Genomic DNA, 24011 nt, shown 5'->3' on the forward strand with positions numbered 1-24011 from the left:
TGAAATTAAATTTGTGCTCCCCGTCACCTTGTTATTAGAATGTTTCAAACGCAGTGACCCAGGAGCACAGTATGACCGTAAAAGTTATCGTCACCGATATGGACGGAACTTTCCTTGATGATGCCAAGCAGTACGATCGTGACCGCTTCCAGGCACAGTTTGAGCAGCTTAAAGCCCGCGACATTGAATTTGTTGTCGCCAGCGGCAACCAGTATTACCAGCTCATCTCCTTCTTCCCGGAGCTGAAAGATCAGATCTCCTTCGTCGCGGAAAACGGCGCGCTGGTCTTCGATCACGGCGAACAGATTTTCCACGGCGAACTGACGCGTCATGAGTCGCAGATCGTCATTGGCGAGTTGCTGAAAGACAAAGGGCTGAACTTTGTGGCCTGCGGGCTGGAGAGCGCGTACGTCAGCGATAAAGCACCAGAAGCGTTCGTGAAGCTGATGTCGAAACACTACCATCGCTTAAAACCCATCAGCGATTACCGCGAAATTGACGACGTGCTGTTTAAATTCTCCCTGAACCTGCCGGACAGCGATATCCCGAATCTGGTTGATAAACTGCATGTCTCCCTGGACGGCATCATGAAGCCGGTCACCAGCGGCTTCGGTTTTGTCGATTTGATTATCCCCGGCCTGCACAAGGCCAACGGCATCAGCCGCCTGCTTAAACGCTGGAAAGTCTCACCTCAGGCGTGCGTCGGCATTGGCGACAGCGGCAACGATGCGGAAATGCTGAAGCTGGTGAAATACTCCTTTGCGATGGGCAACGCGGCGGACAGCATTAAAGAGGTCAGCCGTTACACTACCGACGATAACAACCATCAGGGCGCGCTGAATGTGATTCAGTCCGTGCTCGACGCGCACTCCCCGTTCGACGCCTGATCCCCCTACCTGCCGGAGCCTCGCTCCGGCCTCTCACTCTTTTCCCATCCTGTGGCACCCGTCAAGGTTTTAAACTTGCATTAACTTTTTTTTAACTTAAAGTATCACTTGCAGATACTTTTACTTTCGAATGAAAGATGCGAGGCAGTTATGACCTTTACCAGCGAAACGTTGCCAGCGGACCATAAAGCGGCAATCCGTCAGATGAAACGTGAATTACGCGCGCAGATCGGCGACGTGCAGGCGGTGTTCGACCGGCTCAGCGATAAAATCGCCACCCGCGTGGCGGAAATCAACGCTCTCAAAAACAAAGGCGAAACCGTCTGGCCAGTGATCCCTTTTGCCGACGTGAAAAACGGCACGATCACCGCCGAACAGCGCGAAGCCGTTAAACGTCGCGGCTGCGCGGTGATCAAAGGCCACTTCCCGCGCGAGCAGGCGCTGGCGTGGGATCAGTCGATGCTCGACTACCTCGATCTGAACAAATTTGACGAGGTGTACAAAGGACCCGGCGATAACTTCTTCGGCACCTTAACGGCCTCTCGTCCGGAGATTTATCCGATCTACTGGTCTCAGGCGCAAATGCAGGCGCGCCAGAGTGAAGAGATGGCGCAGGTACAGTCATTCCTGAACCGTTTATGGACATTTGAGAGCAACGGTAAACAGTGGTTCGACCCGGACGTGAGCGTGATTTACCCTGACCGCATCCGCCGCCGCCCGCCGGGAACCACCTCGAAAGGACTTGGCGCACACACCGATTCTGGCGCGCTGGAGCGCTGGCTGCTGCCCGCTTATCAGCAGGTCTTTGCCCGCGTGTTTGACGGCAACGTTGAGAAATACGATCCGTGGAATGCCGCGCATCGTACCGAAGTGGAAGAGTACACCGTCGATAACACCACCAAATGCTCGGTGTTCCGCACCTTCCAGGGCTGGACGGCGCTGTCGGACATGATCCCCGGACAGGGCTTGCTGCACGTGGTGCCGATCCCGGAGGCAATGGCCTATATTCTGCTGCGTCCGCTGCTGGACGACGTGCCGGAAGACGAGCTGTGCGGCGTGGCGCCGGGGCGCGTGCTGCCGATTTCTGAGAAGTGGCATCCGCTGCTGATCGAAGCGTTAACCAGCATTCCGGCGCTGGAAGCCGGTGATTCCGTGTGGTGGCACTGCGATGTGATCCACTCCGTCGCGCCGGTGGAAAATCAGCAGGGCTGGGGCAACGTGATGTATATTCCTGCCGCGCCAATGTGCGAGAAGAATCTCGCCTATGCGAAAAAGGTCAAGGAAGCGCTGGAAACCGGCGCGTCACCGGGCGATTTCCCGCGCGAGGATTATGAGAAAAGCTGGCAGGGCCGCTTTACCGTGGCCGATCTCAACATCCACGGCAGGCGCGCGCTGGGCATGGCTTAACCGTCGTACAGCCCTTCCCGCTCTACGGCGGTACGTCGTTTCCCCTGACGTATCCGCCGGACCGACTCCCGCACGGTCAGCGTGCCGTTTAGCAGCAATGTTCCCACCGGCGCGTCCGGGCGCATCAGCCGCTGCTGGAGCATATGCACCGCTTCCGTTCCCAGCTCATCACGCGGAACATGTACCGCGGTTAAGGGCACATCCTGAATCGCCGCGAGATTAAAGCCGTCGATGCTCATCACCGAGACATCCTGCGGCACGCGCAGACCGTGTTTTTGGAGCGCGCTGATGGTCCCCGCCGCCATAAAATCACCACCAACCAGGAACGCCGTTGGCAGGTCCTTCCCTTTCTGCTGGTGAAGCCACTCGCTTACCAGCTGCTCCGTCTCTCTGGCGCTGAAGCTGGACACCATCAGCAGGTCGCGCCTGTCGCTGAACCTGAGGTTATGACCGTGCCACGCGTCGCGGATCCCGGACAGGCGCAGCTCCATGGTGTAGCGACGCAGGCACAGCACGTTCATCACCTCCCGGTGCCGCATCTCGAACAGGTACTCTGCCGCCCGCTCGCCAATCGCGCGATGATCCGGCGCGACGGCGGGCAGGCGCATGTGGCGGTCCCGGCAGTTAATCAGCATACAGGGTTTGCCCACGTCTACCGCCAGATCGTGGATATGCGGATCGTCGATACCAAGGAGGATCGCCGCCTGGGTGTCCACTTCGTTCATGCGGGCCAGAAACAGCTGGGCATCGCTGTCGTTCTCCTCCAGCGCACAGTAACGCAGACGCACCTCGTGCGAGGCCAGCCCTTTGCTCACGCTCTGGATGACGCGGTAGTAAAAGATGTCGGACCGCTCGTCAAACGCCCGCTGCGGGGCAAACACCACCAGGCTGTTAAGCAGCAGACGCCCCGCCGCCATGCCGTCCATTACCCCCAGCTCCCGCGCGCACGCCAGCACCTTTGCCCGTGCTTTTTCGCTGGTGTTTGCCTTCCCCGCCAGCACGCGAGAAACGGTGCTGATGGAGAGCTGCGTCCGGGCGGCGATTTCGGTGATTTTAAGCCTTTTGTCCATTTTGTGATCTGGCTCCGGATGTGAAATGAAAAAATTTTCACAACTTGTTTATCAGGTAATAACTTGCGAGAAGGTCATAATGCCGAAAATTAAACCTCGGTTATGAGAAAGTTTGCACAAAATCTACTATTCCCTGCCCAATTTCTTTCTTAAGGTGAACCTGTCACACAACTTCCATACTAGTTGTATAGCAGCTTAGCGCTCTAAAACAGATAACTTTCAAACGCCTGACGCTGTGTGACACCTGAACCTTTGTCCCCTTACCGTCCGTCTTGTGGAGAAGAAAATGAGTCAGGACATCAATAACACCGTAGCGACAAGCAAAACACGTCGCGTCATCAGGAACCTGCGCTGGTACGTACTGGTGCTGTTTCTTCTCGGCGTGACCGTTAACTACATCACCCGTAACTCGTTAGGTATTCTCGCCCCTGAACTGAAAGAGAGCCTCGGGATCACCACCGAGCAGTACTCCTGGATCGTCGGCGCGTTCCAGATCGCCTACACCATTTTCCAGCCCCTGTGCGGCTGGCTGATTGACGTTATCGGCCTGAAAATCGGCTTTATGGTCTGCGCCGGGATCTGGGCGCTGATGTGTATCTTCCACGCGGGTGCCGGAAGCTGGCTGCACCTGGCGATTCTGCGCTTCTTTATGGGTGCGTCCGAAGCCGCCGCCACGCCAGCGAACGCCAAAACCATCGGTGAATGGTTCCCGAAATCAGAGCGCCCTGTTGCCGCAGGCTGGGCGGGGGTAGGCTTCTCCATTGGGGCCATGCTGGCCCCGCCTATCATCTACTTTGCTCACGCGTCGTTCGGCTGGCAGGGTGCGTTTATGTTTACCGGCGTGCTGGCGCTGCTGTGGGTGATCCTGTGGTGGGCGTTTTATCACAACCCGGATCAGCACCCAAACCTGAGCCGCGATGAGCTGGCGTTTATCAAGCAGGATAACGAACCTGCGCCGGTCAAACTGCCCTTCCTGACCGCGCTGAAGACCGTCTCGAAGAACAAACGGTTCTACGGTATCGCCATCCCGGCCTTTATGGCGGAACCGGCCTGGGCCGTGCTGAGCTTCTGGGTGCCGCTGTACCTCGCCAAAGAGCACGGTATGGATTTGAAGCAGATCGCGATGTTCGCCTGGCTGCCGTTCCTGGCCGCCGACCTCGGCAGCGTGGCGAGCGGCTACCTGACCCGGCTCTACACCCGCTGGTTTGGCTGCACCCGCGTCAACTCGGTGGTAGCCAGCTCCGTCACCGGCGCGTTTCTGATGATTTCTCTGGCCGTCGTGGCCGTGACCCGCGACCCGTATATCACCATCGTGCTGATCTCCATCGGCGGCTTCGGGCACCAGATCATCTCCTGCATGCTGAGCGCGCTGGTCGTGGAGTCGTTCGACAAAGGCCAGATGGCGACGGTCAACGGCATGCGCGGCTCGGCGGCGTGGATCGCCAGCTTCCTGTTCTCCCTTTTGATTGGGGTGACCGCCGACAAAATCGGCTTTAACCCGCTCTTTATCGCCATGGGCTTCTTTGACCTGCTTGGCGCTGTCTTCCTGGTGGCATTTATTGCTGAACGTCGCGCCAAGCGCGCCTGATAGTGGATGTATTGCATATGAAAACCCTGAAAAACTGGACCGTCGATACGCAGTCGGCAAACCATCTGGAACTGCTAATCGATAAGCAGCACCGCCTGTGTCTGTATGTGCTGGAAGAGAATCTGTTCCGTGTGCTGATCAAACGTAAAGGCGAGCTGGCGCTGAACCGCACCTGGAGCATCGCGCCGGAACAAGATGTGCCGTGGGAAGGCCGCCGTCGTGACGATGTCAGCGGCTTCACCTGCCCTGCCTGGACGCTGACGCAGCAGGACGACACGTTAACCGTAGCGACTGAACAGCTGCGCGTCACCGTCCACCAGCCGCTGTGGCTGGAGTGGCACTACCGCAATGAGACGGGCGAGTGGCAGCCGCTGGTCAATGACCGCCCGACCAGCGCCTACCTGCTGAACGCCCACGGTGACGGCGTGGCGCACTATCTTAGCCGTCGTAAGGATGAACGTTTTTACGGTCTGGGTGAGAAAGCGGGTGATTTACAGCGCAACGGCAAACGCTATGAGATGCGTAACCTGGACGCGATGGGCTATAACGCGGCCAGCACCGATCCGCTTTACAAGCACATCCCGTTCACCCTCACCCGTCGCGATGACGTGAGCTACGGTCTGTTCTACGATAACCTGAGCAGCTGCTGGCTGGATCTGGGTAACGAGATCGACAACTATCACACCGCCTACCGCCGCTGGCAGGCGGAAGCGGGCGATATTGACTACTACCTCTTCACCGGCAAGCGCGTGCTGGACGTGACCAAAGCCTTCGTGCGCCTGACGGGGAAAACGCTGTTCGGACCGAAGTGGAGCCTGGGCTACAGCGGCTCGACCATGCACTACACCGACGCGCCGGACGCGCAAAACCAGCTGATGAACTTCATCCGCCTGTGCGATGAGCATGCCATTCCGTGCGACTCGTTCCAGCTCTCCTCCGGCTATACCTCGATTAACGGCAAGCGCTACGTCTTTAACTGGAACTACGACAAAGTGCCGCAGCCGAAGGTGATGAGCCAGGCGTTCCACGACGCGGGGCTGCGGCTTGCGGCCAACATCAAGCCGTGTCTGTTGCAGGATCATCCCCGCTACAGCGAAGTGGCGGAACGCGGCCTGTTCATTCGTGATTCAGAAACCGATGCGCCTGAACGTTCCAGCTTCTGGGATGACGAAGGATCGCATCTCGACTTCACCAACCCGCAGACGGTGCAGTGGTGGCAGAACGGCGTGACCACGCAGCTGCTGGAGATGGGCATCGACTCCACCTGGAACGACAACAACGAGTATGAAGTGTGGGACGGGGAAGCGCGCTGCTATGGCTTCGGTCAGGAGATCGCCATCAAGCACATTCGCCCGGTGATGCCGCTGCTGATGATGCGCGCCTCGCTGGAAGCGCAGCAGCGCTTTGCGCCGGAGAAACGTCCGTATCTGATCTCCCGCTCCGGCTGCGCCGGGATGCAGCGCTACGTTCAGACCTGGAGCGGCGACAACCGCACCAACTGGGACACCCTGCGTTATAACATCCGCATGGGGCTGGGCATGAGCCTGTCCGGACTGTTCAACGTCGGTCACGACGTCGGCGGTTTCTCCGGCGACAAGCCGGATGCCGAGCTGTTCGTGCGCTGGGTACAGAACGGCGTGATGCACCCGCGCTTTACCATTCATTCGTGGAACGATGATCACACGGTGAACGAGCCGTGGATGTACCCGGGCGTCACGCCTGCGATTCGCAGCGCCATTGAACTGCGCTACCGCCTGCTGCCGTATCTCTACACCCTGCTCTGGCAGGCGCACGCCGACGACGAGCCGATGCTGCGCCCGACCTTCCTCGATCATGAGCACGATGCGCAGACGTTTGAAGAGTGCGACGACTTCCTGCTGGGCCGTGACCTGCTGGTGGCCAGCGTCGTCGAAGCCGGGCAGCGCGAGCGCCGCGTCTGGCTGCCGGATAACGAAACCGGCTGGTACGATTTTTACACTCACGCGTGGTATGCGGGCGGGCAATCGATCGTCCTTGATGCGCCGCTGGAAAAGCTGCCGCTGCTGGTACGCGCCGGGGCCGGTTTGCCGCTCAGCGAGCGCATCCGTCACGTGAGCGCAGATAAAGACGATACCCGTGAGCTGAAACTGTTCCCGGTGAAAGGCGTCGGCACCACCGCCGGGCTGCTGTTTGAGGATGACGGCGAAAGCTGGGGCTACCAGAACGGCAATGCGCTGTGGGTGGAATGGGAGATGGTGTGCGACGGCGCAAGTATCAACCTGAAGGTGAATGCGCGCGGCGACTATCGTCCGGCATGGAAGGCGCTGAAGGTGTCATTACCGGCGGGGGAAAAACGTACGTTGCGGGTGAACGGAGTTGAAGGGGGCGAGTGGGTGGTATAGTGCGGCCTGTTGCCCTCACCCTAACCCTCTCCCACAGGGAGAGGGGATAGAACGTAGGCCGGGTAAGGCGAAGCCGCCACCCGGCTATTTTTTTAACTCTCGATACCTTTACTGCGCAGGTAATCTTCGTAGTTACCGGTGAAGTCCACCACGCGCTCTGGCGTAATTTCGATCACGCGGGTCGCCAGTGAGCTGACGAACTCCCGGTCGTGAGAGACGAAGATCAGGGTGCCCTGATACATCTCCAGCGCCATGTTCAGCGACTCAATAGATTCCATATCCAGGTGGTTAGTCGGTTCGTCCATCACCAGAATATTCGGTTTTTCCATCATCAGCTTGCCGAACAGCATACGGCCCTTTTCACCACCGGAGAGCACTTTGGCGGGCTTTTTGATGTCGTCCTGGCTGAACAGCAGACGCCCCAGAATGCTGCGTACCGCTTGTTCGTCGTCGCCTTCCTGCTTCCACTGGCTCATCCAGTCGAAGACGGTCAGATCGTTTTCAAACTCATATTCATGGTCCTGCGCGTAGTAACCAATCTGCGCGTTTTCAGACCATTTCACGGTACCGTTATCCGGTTGCAGTTCACCGACCAGGGTTTTCAGCATAGTGGATTTACCCACGCCGTTGGCGCCGAGGATGGCAATCTTCTCGCCCACTTCCAGCAGCAGGTTGAAGTTTTTGAACAGCGGGCCTTCATCGAAGCCTTTGGTGAGGGCTTCCACTTCCAGCGCGTTACGGAACAGCTTCTTGTCCTGCTCGAAGCGGATGAACGGGTTCTGACGGCTGGAGGCTTTAACCTCTTCCAGCTTGATTTTGTCGATCTGACGGGCACGCGACGTTGCCTGGCGCGATTTAGAGGCGTTGGCGCTGAAGCGGCTGACGAAGGATTGCAGGTCAGCAATCTGCGCTTTCTTCTTGGCGTTGTCGGCCAGCAGACGCTCGCGCGCCTGGGTTGCCGCCGTCATGTACTCATCGTAGTTGCCCGGATAAACGCGCAGCTCGCCGTAGTCCAGATCCGCCATGTGAGTACACACCATGTTCAGGAAGTGACGGTCGTGCGAGATGATGATCATGGTGCTGTCGCGATCGTTCAGGGTCTGCTCCAGCCAGCGGATGGTGTCGATGTCCAGGTTGTTCGTCGGTTCGTCGAGCAGCAGGATGTCCGGGTTAGAGAACAGCGCCTGCGCCAGCAGCACACGCAGCTTCCAGCCTGGCGCGACTTCGCTCATCGGGCCGTAGTGCTGTTCAACCGGAATACCGACGCCCAGCAGCAGTTCGCCCGCACGCGCTTCCGCAGAGTAGCCGTCCATTTCGCCGTATTGCGTTTCCAGGTCGGCCACTTTGTAACCATCTTCTTCGCTCATCTCAGCAAGACCGTAGATACGATCGCGCTCCTGCTTCACTTCCCACAGCTCCGCGTGCCCCATGATCACGGTGTCGAGCACGGTGAACTCTTCGAAGGCGAACTGATCCTGACGCAGCTTACCGATGCGCTCGTTAGGGTCGAGCGACACGTTACCGAGCGTTGGCTCCAGGTCACCGCCGAGGATCTTCATAAAGGTGGATTTTCCGCTACCGTTGGCACCAATCAGGCCGTAACGGTTGCCGCCGCCAAATTTGACGGAAATGTTTTCGAACAGCGGCTTACTGCCAAACTGCATAGTGACGTTGCTGGTAACTAACACGGAGAGATTCCTGCGAAAAGTGTGATAAACGCGGCATTATGCCACAATTCCGAATTGAGATCCCGTGTTGCGGTAATCCACTAAACTTTAACAAAATCGAAAAAAATGTGATTTCGTACACATCTGAATTCCCAGTTAACGGGAATGCACATATAATGCGCTCCCATTACCGATTCAGACTTATCAACTCATCGCCAGAATGGCTTAGATACCTCGCATAACATGAACATGAAATTAACAACGCTTTTTGCGGCGGCGTTAGCCGTAGTAGGTTTTTGTAAGACCGCGTCTGCGGTGACGTATCCCCTGCCGACAGACGGAAGCCGTCTGGTGGGTGAAAACCAGGTGGTGACGGTGCCGGAAGGGAACTCTCAGCCGCTGGAATACTTCGCGGCGCAGTATCAGCTCGGTCTTTCGAACATGCTGGAGGCGAACCCGGGCGTTGACCCGTATCTGCCGAAAGCGGGTACCGTACTCAACATTCCACAGCAGCTGATCCTGCCGGATACCGTGCACGAAGGTATCGTGATTAACAGCGCCGAAATGCGTCTGTATTACTACCCGAAAGGCACCAACACCGTGATCGTGCTGCCTATCGGTATCGGTCAGCTGGGTAAAGACACTCCGCTGAACTGGACCACTAAAGTGGAGCGTAAGAAAGCGGGCCCAACCTGGACGCCGACCGCCAAAATGCACGCTGAGTACATTGCTGCCGGCGAACCGCTGCCAGCCGTTGTGCCTGCCGGCCCGGATAACCCGATGGGTCTGTACGCGCTGTACATTGGACGTCTGTATGCCATCCACGGTACTAACGCCAACTTCGGTATCGGCCTGCGCGTAAGCCACGGCTGCGTGCGTCTGCGTAATGAAGACATCAAATTCCTGTTCGATAACGTGCCGGTCGGTACGCGCGTGCAGTTCATTAACGAACCGGTGAAAGCGACGTCAGAGCCGGACGGCAGCCGTTACATTGAAGTGCATAACCCGCTGTCCACCAGCGAAGATCAGATCAACAACAACGAAATCGTACCGATTAAGCTGACCAGCGCGGTGCAGTCCGTCACCTCTCAGGCGGATGTTGACACGACCATCGTTGACCAGGCGATTCAGAACCGTTCCGGTATGCCGGTGCGTCTGAACTAATCGTGAGAATTAAAAAAGCGGGCCGCGGGGCCCGCTTTTTTTTATCCGTTATTCACGATAACGATGCCGCCATGGTCATAGCGATAGTGACAATGGGCGTACTCCAGCGGCGTACCATCTTCAAGATAGATCACCTGCTCTACCTCCAGCACCGGGTCGGTTGGCTCGCAGACAAGGTGTTGCATATCCAGCGCACTGGGCTTCAGCGCCCGCACCACCCGATACGATCCCATGATCTTCAGCCCCAGCGTCTCCTGTACATACCGGAATACCGAACTTTCAAGATGGGTTTTGTTCAGACCGGGCACCAGATTGAGCGGCATTACCGTAGCGTCCAGAGACATCGGCTCACCGTTCAGTAAACGCAGACGGATAAAGTCATAGATCGGCGTATCCGGATTTATCATCAGCGATGCCTGCTCTTTCTCGTTCGGGAAGCGCAGTTCGAAGTGCACCACCTGGCTCGTCACCGTGCCCAAATGTTCCCAGGTTTTGGTCGCCCCGAAGTAGTCGCTGCCGGAGAGATCCCACTGGGAAAGCTGGAGGAAATTTTTGCGGATGAACGTGCCCTGCCCCTGTCGGGTATAGACCAGCCCTTCTACGATCAGCTGACGCATCGCCTGCTGAATGGTCATCCGGCTGGTGCTGAACTCCGCCGCCAGCGCGAACTGGTCCGGCAGAGGTTCATTGGCGGCGTACTGCTGGGTGATAATGCGTTTCTTAATTTCCCGCGCTATGGTGATGTACTTCGCCGCCATCGTCCTTCCTTAAATTAGTGTTCTGTCCCGCTGTTTTTCAACGCCACTCGCTCGGCAACTTTGAGGAAAGGCAGGTAGAAGAATACACCAAATACGATGATTGCCAACTGCACCACCACCGCCCGCCAGTCCCCCGCCGTCGCCAGCCAGGCGCTGAGGATCGGCGGGGTCGTCCACGGGATCATCACCACGCAGCGCGACATGAGCCCCAGCGTGGTACAAAGCCACGCAAAGTAAATCCCGATAGCGGGCAGCAGCACAAACGGGATCATCAGCGGCAGGTTAAAGACTATCGGCAGGCCGAAAATCACCGGCTCGTTGATGTTAAACAGACCCGGCGCCAGCGACAGACGCGCCACCTGCTTCGCTGATTTCTGTCTTGAGAAGATGAAGATAGCAATCAGCAATGAGATTGTGCTGCCCGTCCCGCCCACCATGCCAAAGGTCGGCACAAAGATGTTGTTGATGATGTGCGGGATCGGCTGGCCGTTGGCAAAGGCCAGCATATTCTCATTGGTATTGATCAGCAGGAATGGCTCCAGCACCACGCTGTTGACCACCGACTGATGAATACCGAGCGTGAACAGGAAGTTACCGAAGCTGTAAATGAAGATCGTCCCGGGCAGACTGGTGTTGATCAGCCGCAGCGGCTGCTGAATAAATGTCGTAATGAGATGGATCAGATCCGTGTGCAGCACGTTCGCCAGTATAGCCGCCAGCACCGCAAACAGGGAGAGCGTGAGGATCGTCGGGATCAGCGCGGTAAAGGATTTGCTCACCGCTGGCGGTACGTTCTCCCCCAGAGAAATGTGCAGCGCCTTCAGCCGTGAAATGGCGATAAACAGCTCGGTTGAGAGCAGCCCAATCAGCACCCCGGCGAAAATCCCGGTGGAGCCGATATTGGCGAACGTCAGCACCTGGGTAACGTTTACCGTGGCGTCGCTGCCGACGGGAGTAATCTGTAAGCGCATCGGCATCATGATGATGAAACTGCTGACGGCGATAACCACTGCCGAGACCGGATTGTCGAAATCTTTGTTGCGCGCCAGCGACCAGGCGATCATCGGCGCCAGCAGCAGCGCGGCGATGTTCAGCGTGCCGTTGATGATCGCCTCGCCCCACACCTTAAACTGCGTGAGCGTGTCGCCCTCTAAGATCCAGGGAAACACCACGTTGTTCACCAGCACCGCCAGACCGGCAAGGATGAAAATCGGCATTACCGTGGCGAAGGCATCGCGCAGAGAGCGAAGATGCACCTGGTTTGCCAGGCGCGCCGAGAACTCAACAAATTTATCGACAAAAGACTGCATGTGCGGTGTTATTTTTGTTTCAGACATAGCGGATAGTTCCCATCAATCAGTCACAAAAACGGCCCGGCAGCGTACGGCTTACATCTCGCGTCCGTTGGTATGGATTACCTGTTTTAACCACGCATAGCTCTTCTTCGGCACGCGCTTCAGGTCTTTCAGGTCGTGATTTTCACGGTTGACGTAGACCACGCCGTAGCGCTTGCGCATGTCACCCTGCGAGCTGAGAATGTCAATCAACCCCCAGCCGAGATAGCCCAATACCTCTGCCCCGTCCTCGAACATCGCCTCTTTCATGGCCTTGATATGCGCCCGGTGGTAGTCGATGCGGTAGGTATCCTCTATGGGGTTTACGCCATCCCAGGACTCAATCACCCCAATGCCGTTCTCAATCGGGAATACTGGCATCCGCCAGTCGTTGGCATAGCGGGTGATGATGGTGCGAAAGCCCAGCGGATCGATCTGCCAGTTCCACTCGGTGGCCTTCAGGTACGGATTGTTTTTCTCGCCGTGCAGCAGGTAATAGTTCACCGGCGTGCCTTCCGGGATGGCATCGCTGTCCAGCGTTTTGCTGGCGTAGTAGCTGAAGGCCATAAAGTCGTTCTTCGTGCGCGCAAACAGCGCGAGATCGTCTGCGCGGTAGATATCGCCGAAGCCTTCCTGCTCCACCACCGCCATCACCGCCGGGCTGTAGCCCTGGCCCGCGAAGACGCGCAGCAGGTTCTGGTTGAGGAATTCGTCGTACTGCTGGGCGCAGAAGATGTCACGCGGTTTGCAGGTGGCCGGATAAATCAGCTGGTGCGCCAGCATGCCGCCCATCAGCTTGCCCGGCTTAGTCTGGTGCAGGTACTCGGTCAGCGCCATGTGCGCCACCATGGTGTGATGCTGCACTTCGTACAGCTCGCGCAGGGTTTCCTCCCCCTTCATATAGCCGGAGATGCGAAAGGCTATCGGCATGTGGAAAATATTCTGCTCGTTAAAGGTCAGCCAGTACTTCACCCGGTCACCGTAGCAGTCGATCATCTTTTTGCCGTAGCGGATAAACGCCTCCACGACGCGACGATCGTTAAATCCGTTGTACTCCTGTGCCAGCGCCAGCGGCATATCGAAGTGGTAGAGGCAGACCATCGGCTCGATACCGCGGGCGATCAGATCGTCGATAAAACGGTCATAAAACGCGATGCCTTCGGCGTTGAACTCGCCGTCACCCTGCGGGCAGACGCGGCTCCAGGAGATCTGGAAGCGGTAGCAGTTCATGCCCAGATCCTGCATCAGGTCGAAATCTTCCCGGTAGCGGTGGTAGGAGTCGGTGGCCACTTTCCAGTCAGAGATATTTTCACCGGCTTCGCGAATGTCATACACCGACATCCCCTTTCCGCCCTCATTCCAGGCCCCTTCCGTCTGCATGCTCGACACCGAGTTGCCCCATAAGAAGTTGGCTGGCAGTGATTGATTCATGGTTGCCTCCTATATGACTAGTCATTTAAATGATATGACTAGTCATATAGCCGGAGATGAAATTTCGATCAAAGGGGAGGAACGATTTTTGTGAGATGGGTTTGAATAATGACGAGGGATGTCTTGCGAACTGCGCCCTGGCAGCAAGTCATATTGCTGCCAGACGTAAATGAGTCTGCGCAATTCAGGGGAAAGATACCGAACCGCCGAACTCCATATAGATTTTTGCCAGATTATTTAACTGGTTAAAGCGATTTTCATACAGTGCCAGTTCGGCCTGACGGCGTTTCTCCTGAGCATCAAGCCAGAAAGAAATTCGCACCGCGCCCTGGCGATAGCGAACTTCGTTTAGCCTCTCTGATTTTTTCGCCAGTTCCAGGCCTTCACGTAGAAGCGTCTCCTGCTCCAGGAGTTGATGACGCAAAGCAAGCGCATCTTCTATGCTACTCATCGCCTTGTAAAGTTCCTGTTTAAACTCCAGAACCCGTTGCTCGTAGTCGTTGCGGGCAATCTTCACGTCCATGCCCCTTTCTCTCCATTCCAGGAACGGCAGGGTCAGGTTTGCTCCAACAGAGCCTACAGGATTTTCCATGAAGGCCAAAAGGCTGCTGCTGCTGGTGCCAAGCGAGCCGGTCAGACTAAACGCTGGATAAAATGCAGTACGCTGGACATCAACGGTGGCCAATGCTTCCCGTACCCGCCACTCTTTAGCGCTGATATCGGGTCGATGCCGCAGCACGTTGACCGGGATCTTTCCACTGACCTGCGGCAGTGGTCCCATTGGTAACGTTTTCGGCTCGACTATCGCGCTGCCCGGCGCGGTTCCAAGCAAAACGGCTTGCTGATTGAGCGCCTGTAAACGTTCATTCTTCAACGCCGCCAGCCTGTTTTCCTGCGAAAGCACGCCCTGCTGAGCATCCACAACATCCAGAGAGGAGGCACCGCCCGCGGCATAGCGCGCGTTAGCCAGGCGCAGCGTCTCTTTTGCATAGTCGATGCTTTGTTGCAGGACAGACAGCTGCTGGTTAATAAAGCCTAAGCGCCAGTAATTATTACTGGCATTTGAAAGCAGCGTCAGGCGTGCAGAACGCAGATCCTCTTCCGAGGCAAAACGTGCCCACGCCTTCGCATCGCGCTGCCGCGCTATTTTGCCCCACAGATCCAGCTCATAGCTGGTATTAATACTGGCAACGCTGCCCCTGCTCCAGTGGGCTGAGCTGTTCAGCTGTTTTTTACCGTCAAGCGCGAGCGAACCTTTTAGTCCCGGATCGTTTGTGATGCCAATCCACTCTTCTTCCAGGCGGGCGCGATAAACACGCAATACTGCTCCAGCGACATCGTTATTGCGCACCATCACCTGCCGCAGCCAGCCGTCGAGGTCTGGATCGTTAAAGGCCTGCCAGTCGAACGGCATCCTTTCCTCCGCAGCATCCGCCTGATACCAGTTGGCAGGGTATTGCACCTCAGGAGGCTGATAGTCGCTTTTCAGAGAGTCGGCGCAGCCAGCACTAAGCAGGACAGCAAGGCATACCGTTAAAGGGGATAATATTTTCATGGGTTACTCGCTGGCCAGTGAAACGACCGGATCCATCCTTGCTGCCTTGCGGGCAGGGAGATAACCAAAGATCATGCCGATTAAAGTTGAGCAGAAGAATGCGGCAGCAGCGGCCTGCCACGAATAAATGGCGGTGAAAATGCCCCCTGCCAGCGCGGTGAACAGCGCTCCGGCGGCATACGACAGTGCAATACCTAACACTCCGCCTATTAGACATACCAGCACAGCCTCAATCATAAACTGCTGCATGATATCGCCCTGACGCGCACCGACCGCCATTCGTACGCCAATCTCATGGGTCCGTTCCGTGACCGACACCAGCATGATATTCATCACCCCAATGCTGCCGATCATCAGCGAGATGCAGGCCACCATCAGAATCAGGATGCTAAAGGTCATTGAGGTCCGTTCGATTGATTGTCGAATCTGCTCGAAATTATAAAGCTGGAAGTCTTTCACGCCGTGGCGTTGAGTGAGAAGCTGAGAAATAGCGCTGACCGCTGCCTCGTTGGCAACATCATCCTTAAGCCTTACGCTGATGCTGGTCAACACCGGTTTTCCTGTCATTCGATACATCACCGTGCTGTAAGGCATCCAGACGTTAATGCGATTAGGCGCATAGCTTCGGCTGTTCCCTTTGGCGATGCCGACAACCCGTGCAGGCACGGAACCCAGAAAAACGATTTGCCCAAGTGCCTTGAGTCCCGCATCGTCAAATAACGCCTTGCGGGCGTTTTCATCAATGATGACTTCCTGCGAGGCATTTCGATCGTCCTGGAAAGTTGATCCCTGCAACAGTTCAATACCGTTTACGCGAAAATGATCGCGCCCAACGCCATTGATCGTGGCGGTAGCGGATTTGCCCAGAAAGCGAATGTTGTCGGAAGCGTTAACTTCGGGGCTGACGCTGTCAACAAACCCCTGCTTTGCTAATGCTTCGGCGTCTGCCGGGACCAGTGTACGAATGGCTTCAGTGCTGTCGTCAAAGAAATCCCTTCCCGGGTAGATGCTCACCACGTTGGTTCCAAGCTCCTTGATATTATCAAGGGTTCGCTGTTTCGCGCCTTCACCCAGTGCCACCACCGTAACAACCGCGGCGATACCAAAAATAATGCCCGTCATGGTTAACGTCGTGCGCAGGCGATGCGCATTCATCGCTTTTAACGCCATGTGCAGGGATTCACGGGTACGGTCAACAATACTTTGCCACCAGCTTTGCTGAACGCTGTCAGGTCGTTTAAGGGCAACCCCGGAGGTAACACGACTGCCGGTATCAGAAATAATTTCACCGTCACGCAGCTCAATAATACGGTTAGCATGCTGCGCTACCTTCATATCATGTGTCACCATAACCACGGTATGGCCACGCTGATTCAGTTCACTGAGTATTGACAGTACCTCCTGACCGGACTGCGTATCCAGCGCGCCGGTGGGTTCATCCGCCAGAATGATTTCACCGCCGTTAATCAGCGAGCGGGCAATACTCACACGCTGCTGCTGGCCGCCTGAAAGCTCTCCCGGCTTATGATGTTCACGACCTTCCAGCCCGAGTCTTCCAAGCAATGTCGCCGCGCGCAGACGGCGCTTTTCGCGCTCACTGTTGGCATAAATCGCCGGAATTTCAACGTTACTTAACGCGCTCAGGTCGGGCATTAAATGATAACGCTGGAAGATAAAACCGATGTGCTCACGGCGGATCCTTGCCAGATCGTCAGGTGAAAGCTGGGCGGCATTTTGACCGCTGATAAAGTAATCGCCACAATCAGGAACATCGAGACAGCCCATAATATTCATCAGGGTTGACTTACCGGAACCGGAGGCGCCGATGATCGCGACCATCTCCCCAGCAGCGATAGTCAAATCAATCCCTTTAAGCACGGTGAGATCCTGTCCACCGTTCCTGTAGGTGCGGCTGATGCCCTTGAGTTCTATGATATTACTCAAGATACAAACCCTTCCCCGGGCGCTTTTTCACCCGGCTGCGATAACACAACATGTTCCCCGACTTTTACACCGTCCAGGATCTGGATATCCACACTGTTAGTAATGCCGGTTTTGACCTCACGGGTTTCCAGCCGGTTATCACTGGTCAATATCTGCACCTGCTGTTTGTTGCCACTCACCTTGTGCACAGCCTGAATCGGCACCAGTAACGTATTTTTAGCTTCTCCAGCCAGCAAGGTCACCTGTGCTGTCATGGCAATTCGCAGCCGATTTTCTGGATTGGGGACATCCAGCAGCGCGTTGTAGTACACCGAAGCATTTGACGTGCCTGACCCTGAGGCTGAGCTACTGCTGGCAAGGCTATCATCTTTCATAACCGACTCAGGTGCCAGTTCAACGGTACGTAACGTGGCGTCATAATGCTTATCCGGCTCAGAGAAAATGGTGAATCTGGCTTTCTGTCCCGGTGAAATTCGCGTGATATCCGCCTCAGAGATCTGGGCTTTAATTGTCATCACGTCCAGACGTGCGAGTTTGATAATGGTCGGCGCACTTTGGCTGGAGTTAACCGTTTGGCCCTGTTGGGTGACAACGGCAATAACAATGCCGTCCATGGGAGCAACAACTTTTGTATAACCCAAATCGACCTTTTTCTTGTCGACATCAATTTGCGCCTGGACGAGTTTGGCATTCAGTGCCGATAGCTCAGCGCGGGTACTGGCCAGCGTGGTTTCAGCCGTTTCGAAATCTTCTCTCGAGCTGGCATCCTCATTTAACATCTGGCGCTGGCGCTTAAAACGCAATGAGGCTTGCTTCAACTGCGCCTGCTTAGCCTGAAGGTCCGCTTTTACCACGTTGAGAGCAGCTTCTGCGTTGCGTAAATCATTCCGCTGCGGCACGTCATCAATTTCAGCGATGAGCTGCCCTTTAGTGACACGATCGCCTAACTTCACCTTCAGCGACTTAACCTGGCCAGAAACCTGTGCCCCAACGTTGACCCGCTCAATCGCATCAATTCGACCGGTAGCAAGTACGGCGTTTTCAATATCGCCGATGCGTACTGGAGCGGTAACATACTCAGGAACCTCGGGGCTTCTCAGGAAGAAGAACAAGGCGATGCTAAAAATAATTAGCAGAGCCGCAGCACAGGTCATTACGCGTCGGGGAGGGAATTTTGTTAACATTACGCAGGTTTTCCATAACGATAAACAGCAGTGAATCAGGCATCATAGTAACATCGCCAGTATTTACGGGAGGTAAACCTGCGCTATTTGGTGAAGTAGCGTCATCGTAGACCCCCGCCATCAATTACACAGAATCACCAGGTCCGCCTGTAAACCGCCGCAAGCGTGGGATTTTGTGCCTAAATCCACAGAGTCCCCTTTTGCTGAGCCCCACCTGCGATTTTTCCCATAATCGATTCATTGTGCATTAAGTGCTTAATTATAGTTGCAACTCACATATGATAATAGTAATTATTATCATTAGCATTTGCACTGATGGTTTATCTGGCAAGGTATACAGAGGTATCAGGAAACAAGCCTCTCCAGGTTTGTTGAACGGTCTCACACTCAACAAATGCATCTGAACACCGCGGCGTGGCAGCACGACGCCGCCTGGGCTGTTCAAAAGGACAACGGCGCGTAAGCGTTAATGGAAGCCGGGACAAGGAATTCCCGATTCACCAGCCTACATCACGGAATAGTCAGCGACAGGACCGTTCGTAAGGCTGGTGAAACTCAAAAAGGACGCAGCGTCTGTCAAAGCAGGCTTAACGAAAATTAACGTCCTGCTGCTGGCATATGACTGCGTCGACTTCCTGATTTAGTTCGTCAAGCGGAGAGGGATTTTCTCATGCGTATTTTGTTTGTAGGCCCGCCTCTCTATGGGCTGCTGTATCCTGTGCTGTCTCTGGCACAGGCGTTTCGCGTTAACGGCCATGAAGTGCTGATCGCCAGCGGAGGAAAATTCGCCCAAAAAGCGGCAGAAGCAGGGCTGGTGGTATTTGACGCCGCACCCGGTTTTGATTCTGAAGCTGACTATCGCCGCCGCGAGGCACAGCGAAAAGAAAGCAACATCGGCACAAAAATGGGCAACTTCTCATTCTTCAGCGAAGAGATGGCCGACCACCTGGTGGAGTTTGCCGGACACTGGCGGCCCGATCTCATCATCTACCCGCCGCTCGGCGTCATCGGGCCTCTGATTGCCGCCAAATACGATATACCGGTCGTAATGCAAACCGTCGGCTTCGGCCATACGCCCTGGCATATCAAAGGCGTAACGCGTTCGCTCGCGGACGCCTATCATCGCCACGGCGTTGGGGCCGCACCGCGCGATATGGCCTGGATCGACGTAACACCACCGAGCATGAGCATTCTTGAAAACGACGGAGAACCCATTATTCCCATGCAGTACGTCCCGTACAACGGCGGCGCGGTGTGGGAACCGTGGTGGGAGAGGACGCCCGACCGTAAACGTCTGCTGGTGAGTCTCGGTACCGTCAAACCGATGGTCGACGGCCTTGACCTGATCGCCTGGGTGATGGATTCCGCCAGTGAAGTCGATGCCGAGATCATCCTGCATCTTTCGGCCAATGCGCGGTCGGATCTGCGCTCACTGCCCTCAAATGTTCGCCTGGTCGACTGGATACCCATGGGAGCCTTCCTGAACGGCGCAGATGGCTTCATTCATCATGGTGGCGCGGGCAATACCCTGACGGCGCTGCACGCCGGTATTCCACAGATCGTCTTCGGCCAGGGTGCCGATCGCCCGGTAAATGCCCGCGCTGTTGTCGAACGCGGCTGCGGGATCATCCCCGGCGACGACGGCCTGTCGAGCAGCATGATCAATGCTTTCCTCGACAATCGCGCGCTTCGCGACGCCTCTGAAGAGGTAGCGGCGGAAATGGCAGCGCAACCCTGTCCGAGCGAGGTGGCGAAAAGCCTGATCGCGAGGGTACAGAAAGGGTAGCCACTACGCCGTCATGACGATCATACGCCAGCACGCATCCAGGAGATACGCCCGTAACAATGCGGGACCGGATCGGGCTGGCGCTTTTTTTTGCACAGCGATCCGACTTGGATCCTATTTTTTACAGACGGAGGAGGCTTAATGCCTGCGACTCACTCTCCCACTCCTGCGCGGTCCTGGATAGTTCGCCTGGCACGCGTGTGCTGGGAACGTAAGAAACTTAGCATCATCGTAGTGGTAGCGTCGGTCTCGACCATTCTGCTGGCCGCGCTGACGCCGTTGCTGACAAGGCAAGCGGTGAACGACGCGCTGGCGGGCAATCCGACTCGTCTGCCGTGGCTGGCCTGCGGGCTATTGCTGATTGCCTTTTTTGATTTCATCGGTAACTACGTGCGCCGCGGTTATGCCGGGGAGCTCTCGCTCTGGGTGCAGCACACCCTGCGAGGACGGGCATTCGACAGTATTCAAAAACTTGACGGCGCAGGCCAGGACGCACTGCGCACCGGGCAGGTGATTTCACGGACCAACAGCGATCTGCAGCAGGTGCATACCCTGCTACAGATGTGCCCGGTGCCGCTGGCGGTGTTCACTTATTACATTGCCGGCATTGCCGTGATGCTGTGGATGTCACCCGCCATGACGCTCATCGTCGTGTGCGTACTGGCATGCCTGGCTATCACTGCGCTGCGCGCGCGTCGCCGGGTCTTTGCGCAAACCGGGCTGGCCTCGGACCGACTGGCAAATCTCACCGAACATATGCGCGAGGTGCTGGCGCAGATCTCAGTGGTAAAATCCTGCGTGGCGGAGCTGCGTGAAACGCGCTGGCTGGATCGCCAGTCGCGGCAGATGGTGCGGGTACGCATCGGCGCGGCCATCTCGCAGGCGATGCCAGGTGCCACCATGCTGGCGCTACCGGTGCTCGGGCAAATCGTCCTGCTGTGCTACGGCGGCTGGTCGGTTATGCACGGTCGCATCGATCTCGGCACCTTCGTGGCGTTTGCCAGCTTCCTCGCGATGCTGACCGGGCCAACCCGTGTACTGGCATCGTTTCTGGTTATCGCCCAGCGCACCCAGGCGTCCGTGGAGCGCGTGTTTGCTCTGATCGACACCCGTTCGCAGATGGAAGACGGGACGGAGGCGGTTAACGGTCAGGTTATCGGGCTGCAACTGGAGAATATGAGCTTCGAGTACCGTGGCGGCAGACGCATCCTCAGCGATGTCTCCTTTTCCCTGCACGCCGGTGAAACGGTGGCGGTAGTGGGCGCATCGGGTTCCGGGAAATCCACGCTGCTGATGCTGCTGGCGCGTTTTTACGATCCCAGCGCCGGAGAGATATGGCTCAACACCAGCGCAGGCCGACAGAACCTCCGCGATCTCAGGCTGGAGGCGCTTCGTCGTCGGGTAGGCGTTGTGTTTGAGGATGCTTTTCTGTTTGCCGGTACGGTGGCGGAAAATATCGCCTACGGGCACCCTCAGGCAACGGCGGACGACATTCGCCTCGCGGCGAGGGCAGCAGGAGCCAGCGATTTTATCAACGCCCTGCCGAAAGGCTTCGATACCCAATTAACCGAACGCGGTACGAATCTTTCCGGCGGACAGAGGCAGCGAATCGCGCTGGCACGGGCGCTCATTACCGCGCCGGAAGTGTTGATCCTCGATGACACCACCTCGGCGGTCGATGCCGGTACTGAAGCGGAGATCAACACCGCGCTGAGTCGCTATGCTGACGAAAAGCATATGCTGCTGGTGATTGCCCGACGCCGTTCGACGCTTCAGTTAGCCAGCCGGATTGTGGTGCTGGATAAGGGCCGGGTGGTGGACACCGGAACCCAGGCAGAACTTGAAGCGCGCTGTCCGGCGTTCCGCGCGCTGATGACCGGCGACGGCGATTTCCTCGCGCCTTCCCACAGTGGGCCTAACGGATTGTGGCCGACCGTACCAGCGGCACAAGACGATGCGGCGCAGACGGGGGATAAAGGCTTTGTCGCCCGTATGACGCGCGTGCCGGAAAATGCAGTACAGCAGGCGCTGGCCGGTAAAGGCCGCAAAGTCACGTCGCTGCTGAAGCCCGTGGCGTGGATGTTCGTCATCGCCGCCCTGCTGATCGCCCTCGATTCGGCGGCAGGCGTCGGGGTACTTATACTGCTGCAGCGCGGCATTGACTCCGGCGTTGCCACAGGCGATATGTCGACTATCGGCCTCTGTGCCCTATTCGCCCTGTGCCTGGTGGCCGTGAGCTGGTGCTGTTATTCACTACAGACAGTCTTCGCCGCCAGAGCGGCAGAGTCAGTCCAGCATACGGTGCGCTTGCGCAGCTTCGGCCATATGCTGCGTCTTGGTCTCCCCTGGCATGAAAAGCATGTCGATTCACGTCTGACCCGCATGACCGTAGATGTGGACTCTCTCGCCCGCTTTCTGCAAAACGGCCTTGCCGGTGCAGCCACCAGCCTGGTGACAATGTTCGCCATCGCCGCCGCCATGTTCTGGCTCGACCCGCTCCTGGCGCTGACGGCATTAAGCGCGGTGCCAGTGGTCGCACTGGCAACCTGGATTTATCGCCGCCTCAGCTCCCCTGCTTATGCGCAGGCGCGGCTGGAAATAGGCAAAGTCAACAGCACCCTGCAGGAGAAAGTCTCCGGCTTGCGGGTTGTGCAATCGCATGGCCAGCAGGAACAGGAAGCCGCCCGGCTGCGCGCGTTATCGGATCGGTTCCGTGCGACCCGCGTACGTGCGCAAAAATACCTTGCCGTCTATTTCCCGTTCCTGACCTTCTGCACCGAGGCCTCCTATGCCGCCGTTCTTCTGGTGGGTGCATCGCGAGTCGCCGAAGGCGAAATGACCGCCGGGGTGCTGGCGGCTTTCTTCCTGCTGCTGGGGCAATTCTATGGGCCAGTGCAGCAGTTATCAGGAATTGTCGACGCCTGGCAGCAGGCGACGGCCAGCGGCAAACATATTAATGAACTGCTGGCGACCGAAGGCACAGAGAACATCGAGCCCTCTTCCGCACCGCCCGCCACCGGCGCGCTGCATCTTGATGAGGTCACGTTCAGTTATCCCGACAGCCCTGAACCCGCGCTGAACAAACTTACCCTGACAATCCCTGAGGGAAGGGTCGTCGCGGTCGTTGGTCGCAGCGGTGCGGGTAAGTCAACGCTGATTAAGCTGATCGCCGGATTGTATTCCCCCACCCACGGCAGGATCAGCATTGGCGATCGGATAATTGATGATGCCTCGCTTGCCGATTACCGTCGCCAGATTGGGCTGGTCGATCAGGATGTGGCGTTGTTTAGTGGTGATATCGCGGAAAACATTCGTTATTCACGGCCATCCAGTACCAATGACGACATTGAGATTGCCTCTCAACAGGCAGGGCTGTATGAGACGGTGCGCAATCTGCCGCAGGGATTCCGCACACCGGTGAATAACGGCGGTGCCGATCTGTCCGCAGGTCAGCGCCAGCTGATTGCGCTGGCCCGCGCACAACTGGCGAATGCTCACATCCTGCTGCTCGATGAAGCCACGTCACGCCTGGATCGCACATCCGAAGAGCGATTGATGTCATCGTTAACAGGCGTCGCGCACGCCGGGAAGCCCCTGGCGCTGATTGTGGCGCACCGTCTGACCACCGCGCAGCGCTGCGATCTGATTGCCGTTATCGATAAGGGGCAGCTTGCGGAATACGGCACCCACGAACAGCTGTTAGCGGCCGGCGGCCTCTACACCCGCTTGTGGCATGACAGCGTCGGCAGCTCTGTTCCCCATCGCCAGCACGACATCACGGGGGAAATCGTGGAAGAGTAATTGCGCACGTAAGACATTACAAAACACGCGCTAAAGCGGCTGTTCCCGGAATAG

At 56.9% G+C, this 24011-nt stretch carries 15 protein-coding genes; 7 read left to right on the plus strand and 8 right to left on the minus strand.

From position 1 onward, the window contains the following. Positions 1 to 71: 71 nt before the first annotated feature. Together H2Z33_RS00450 and H2Z33_RS00455 are read left to right on the plus strand one after the other, a co-directional pair. Complete coding sequence (locus H2Z33_RS00450) at positions 72 to 887, plus strand: Cof-type HAD-IIB family hydrolase (protein WP_032620018.1); 816 nt, start codon at positions 72 to 74, stop codon at positions 885 to 887. Between the two features lie 150 nt (positions 888 to 1037). Then, on the plus strand, positions 1038 to 2294 hold the full coding sequence (locus tag H2Z33_RS00455; RefSeq protein WP_017384899.1) for a DUF1479 domain-containing protein: 1257 nt from the start codon (positions 1038 to 1040) through the stop codon (positions 2292 to 2294). Here H2Z33_RS00455 and H2Z33_RS00460 read toward each other — a convergent pair. Further along, on the minus strand, positions 2291 to 3364 hold the full coding sequence (locus H2Z33_RS00460; RefSeq protein WP_063134812.1) for a LacI family DNA-binding transcriptional regulator: 1074 nt from the start codon (positions 3362 to 3364) through the stop codon (positions 2291 to 2293). The genes H2Z33_RS00455 and H2Z33_RS00460 overlap by 4 nt on opposite strands. Positions 3365 to 3650: 286 nt before the next feature. Between H2Z33_RS00460 and H2Z33_RS00465 the strand changes: the two genes are divergently transcribed. Together H2Z33_RS00465 and H2Z33_RS00470 are read left to right on the plus strand one after the other, a co-directional pair. Further along, positions 3651 to 4952, plus strand: a complete 1302-nt coding sequence (locus tag H2Z33_RS00465; RefSeq protein WP_063134811.1) for an MFS transporter — start codon at positions 3651 to 3653, stop codon at positions 4950 to 4952. Between the two features lie 17 nt (positions 4953 to 4969). Beyond that, the gene (locus H2Z33_RS00470) at positions 4970 to 7333 is read left to right on the plus strand and encodes a TIM-barrel domain-containing protein (protein WP_063134810.1); all 2364 of its coding nucleotides are present in this window, start codon (positions 4970 to 4972) and stop codon (positions 7331 to 7333) included. A gap of 92 nt (positions 7334 to 7425) precedes the next feature. Here the strand turns inward: H2Z33_RS00470 and H2Z33_RS00475 are convergent, their stop codons facing one another. After that, complete coding sequence (locus tag H2Z33_RS00475; protein ID WP_003858434.1) at positions 7426 to 9021, minus strand: ABC-F family ATPase; 1596 nt, start codon at positions 9019 to 9021, stop codon at positions 7426 to 7428. Between the two features lie 222 nt (positions 9022 to 9243). Here H2Z33_RS00475 and ldtB point away from each other — a divergent pair, with 222 nt between their 5' ends. Continuing rightward, a complete protein-coding gene (gene ldtB, locus H2Z33_RS00480; RefSeq protein WP_015571042.1) occupies positions 9244 to 10164 on the plus strand; it encodes a L,D-transpeptidase in 921 nt (306 codons plus the stop codon). Between the two features lie 41 nt (positions 10165 to 10205). Here ldtB and H2Z33_RS00485 read toward each other — a convergent pair whose 3' ends face one another. The 6 genes from H2Z33_RS00485 to H2Z33_RS00510 all read right to left on the minus strand — a co-directional run bounded on the left by H2Z33_RS00485 (position 10206) and on the right by H2Z33_RS00510 (position 18370). Next, positions 10206 to 10922: a GntR family transcriptional regulator gene (locus H2Z33_RS00485; RefSeq protein WP_015571043.1), complete on the minus strand. Its 717-nt coding sequence runs from the start codon at positions 10920 to 10922 to the stop codon at positions 10206 to 10208. A gap of 14 nt (positions 10923 to 10936) precedes the next feature. Then, positions 10937 to 12259: a PTS sugar transporter subunit IIC gene (locus tag H2Z33_RS00490; protein WP_023296170.1), complete on the minus strand. Its 1323-nt coding sequence runs from the start codon at positions 12257 to 12259 to the stop codon at positions 10937 to 10939. Positions 12260 to 12310: 51 nt separating this feature from the next. After that, a complete protein-coding gene (locus H2Z33_RS00495) occupies positions 12311 to 13687 on the minus strand; it encodes a glycoside hydrolase family 1 protein (protein ID WP_063134809.1) in 1377 nt (458 codons plus the stop codon). A gap of 184 nt (positions 13688 to 13871) precedes the next feature. Beyond that, positions 13872 to 15242 (minus strand): TolC family protein, encoded by a 1371-nt coding sequence (locus tag H2Z33_RS00500; protein WP_063134808.1) that lies wholly within the window; start codon positions 15240 to 15242, stop codon positions 13872 to 13874. Between the two features lie 3 nt (positions 15243 to 15245). After that, complete coding sequence (locus H2Z33_RS00505; RefSeq protein ID WP_023296167.1) at positions 15246 to 17186, minus strand: MacB family efflux pump subunit; 1941 nt, start codon at positions 17184 to 17186, stop codon at positions 15246 to 15248. Continuing rightward, a complete protein-coding gene (locus tag H2Z33_RS00510) occupies positions 17183 to 18370 on the minus strand; it encodes an efflux RND transporter periplasmic adaptor subunit (RefSeq protein WP_023303343.1) in 1188 nt (395 codons plus the stop codon). The genes H2Z33_RS00505 and H2Z33_RS00510 overlap by 4 nt, the downstream gene beginning before the upstream one ends. 670 nt (positions 18371 to 19040) lie before the next feature. Here H2Z33_RS00510 and iroB point away from each other — a divergent pair. Both iroB and iroC read left to right on the plus strand, forming a co-directional pair. Next, a complete protein-coding gene (iroB, locus tag H2Z33_RS00515; RefSeq protein ID WP_017384908.1) occupies positions 19041 to 20156 on the plus strand; it encodes a salmochelin biosynthesis C-glycosyltransferase IroB in 1116 nt (371 codons plus the stop codon). Positions 20157 to 20297: 141 nt separating this feature from the next. Then, positions 20298 to 23957, plus strand: a complete 3660-nt coding sequence (iroC, locus tag H2Z33_RS00520; RefSeq protein ID WP_074133768.1) for a salmochelin/enterobactin export ABC transporter IroC — start codon at positions 20298 to 20300, stop codon at positions 23955 to 23957. Positions 23958 to 24011 lie beyond the last annotated feature (54 nt).

This window comes from Enterobacter sp. YSU (assembly GCF_016082135.1).
Classification (GTDB): domain Bacteria; phylum Pseudomonadota; class Gammaproteobacteria; order Enterobacterales; family Enterobacteriaceae; genus Enterobacter; species Enterobacter hormaechei_C.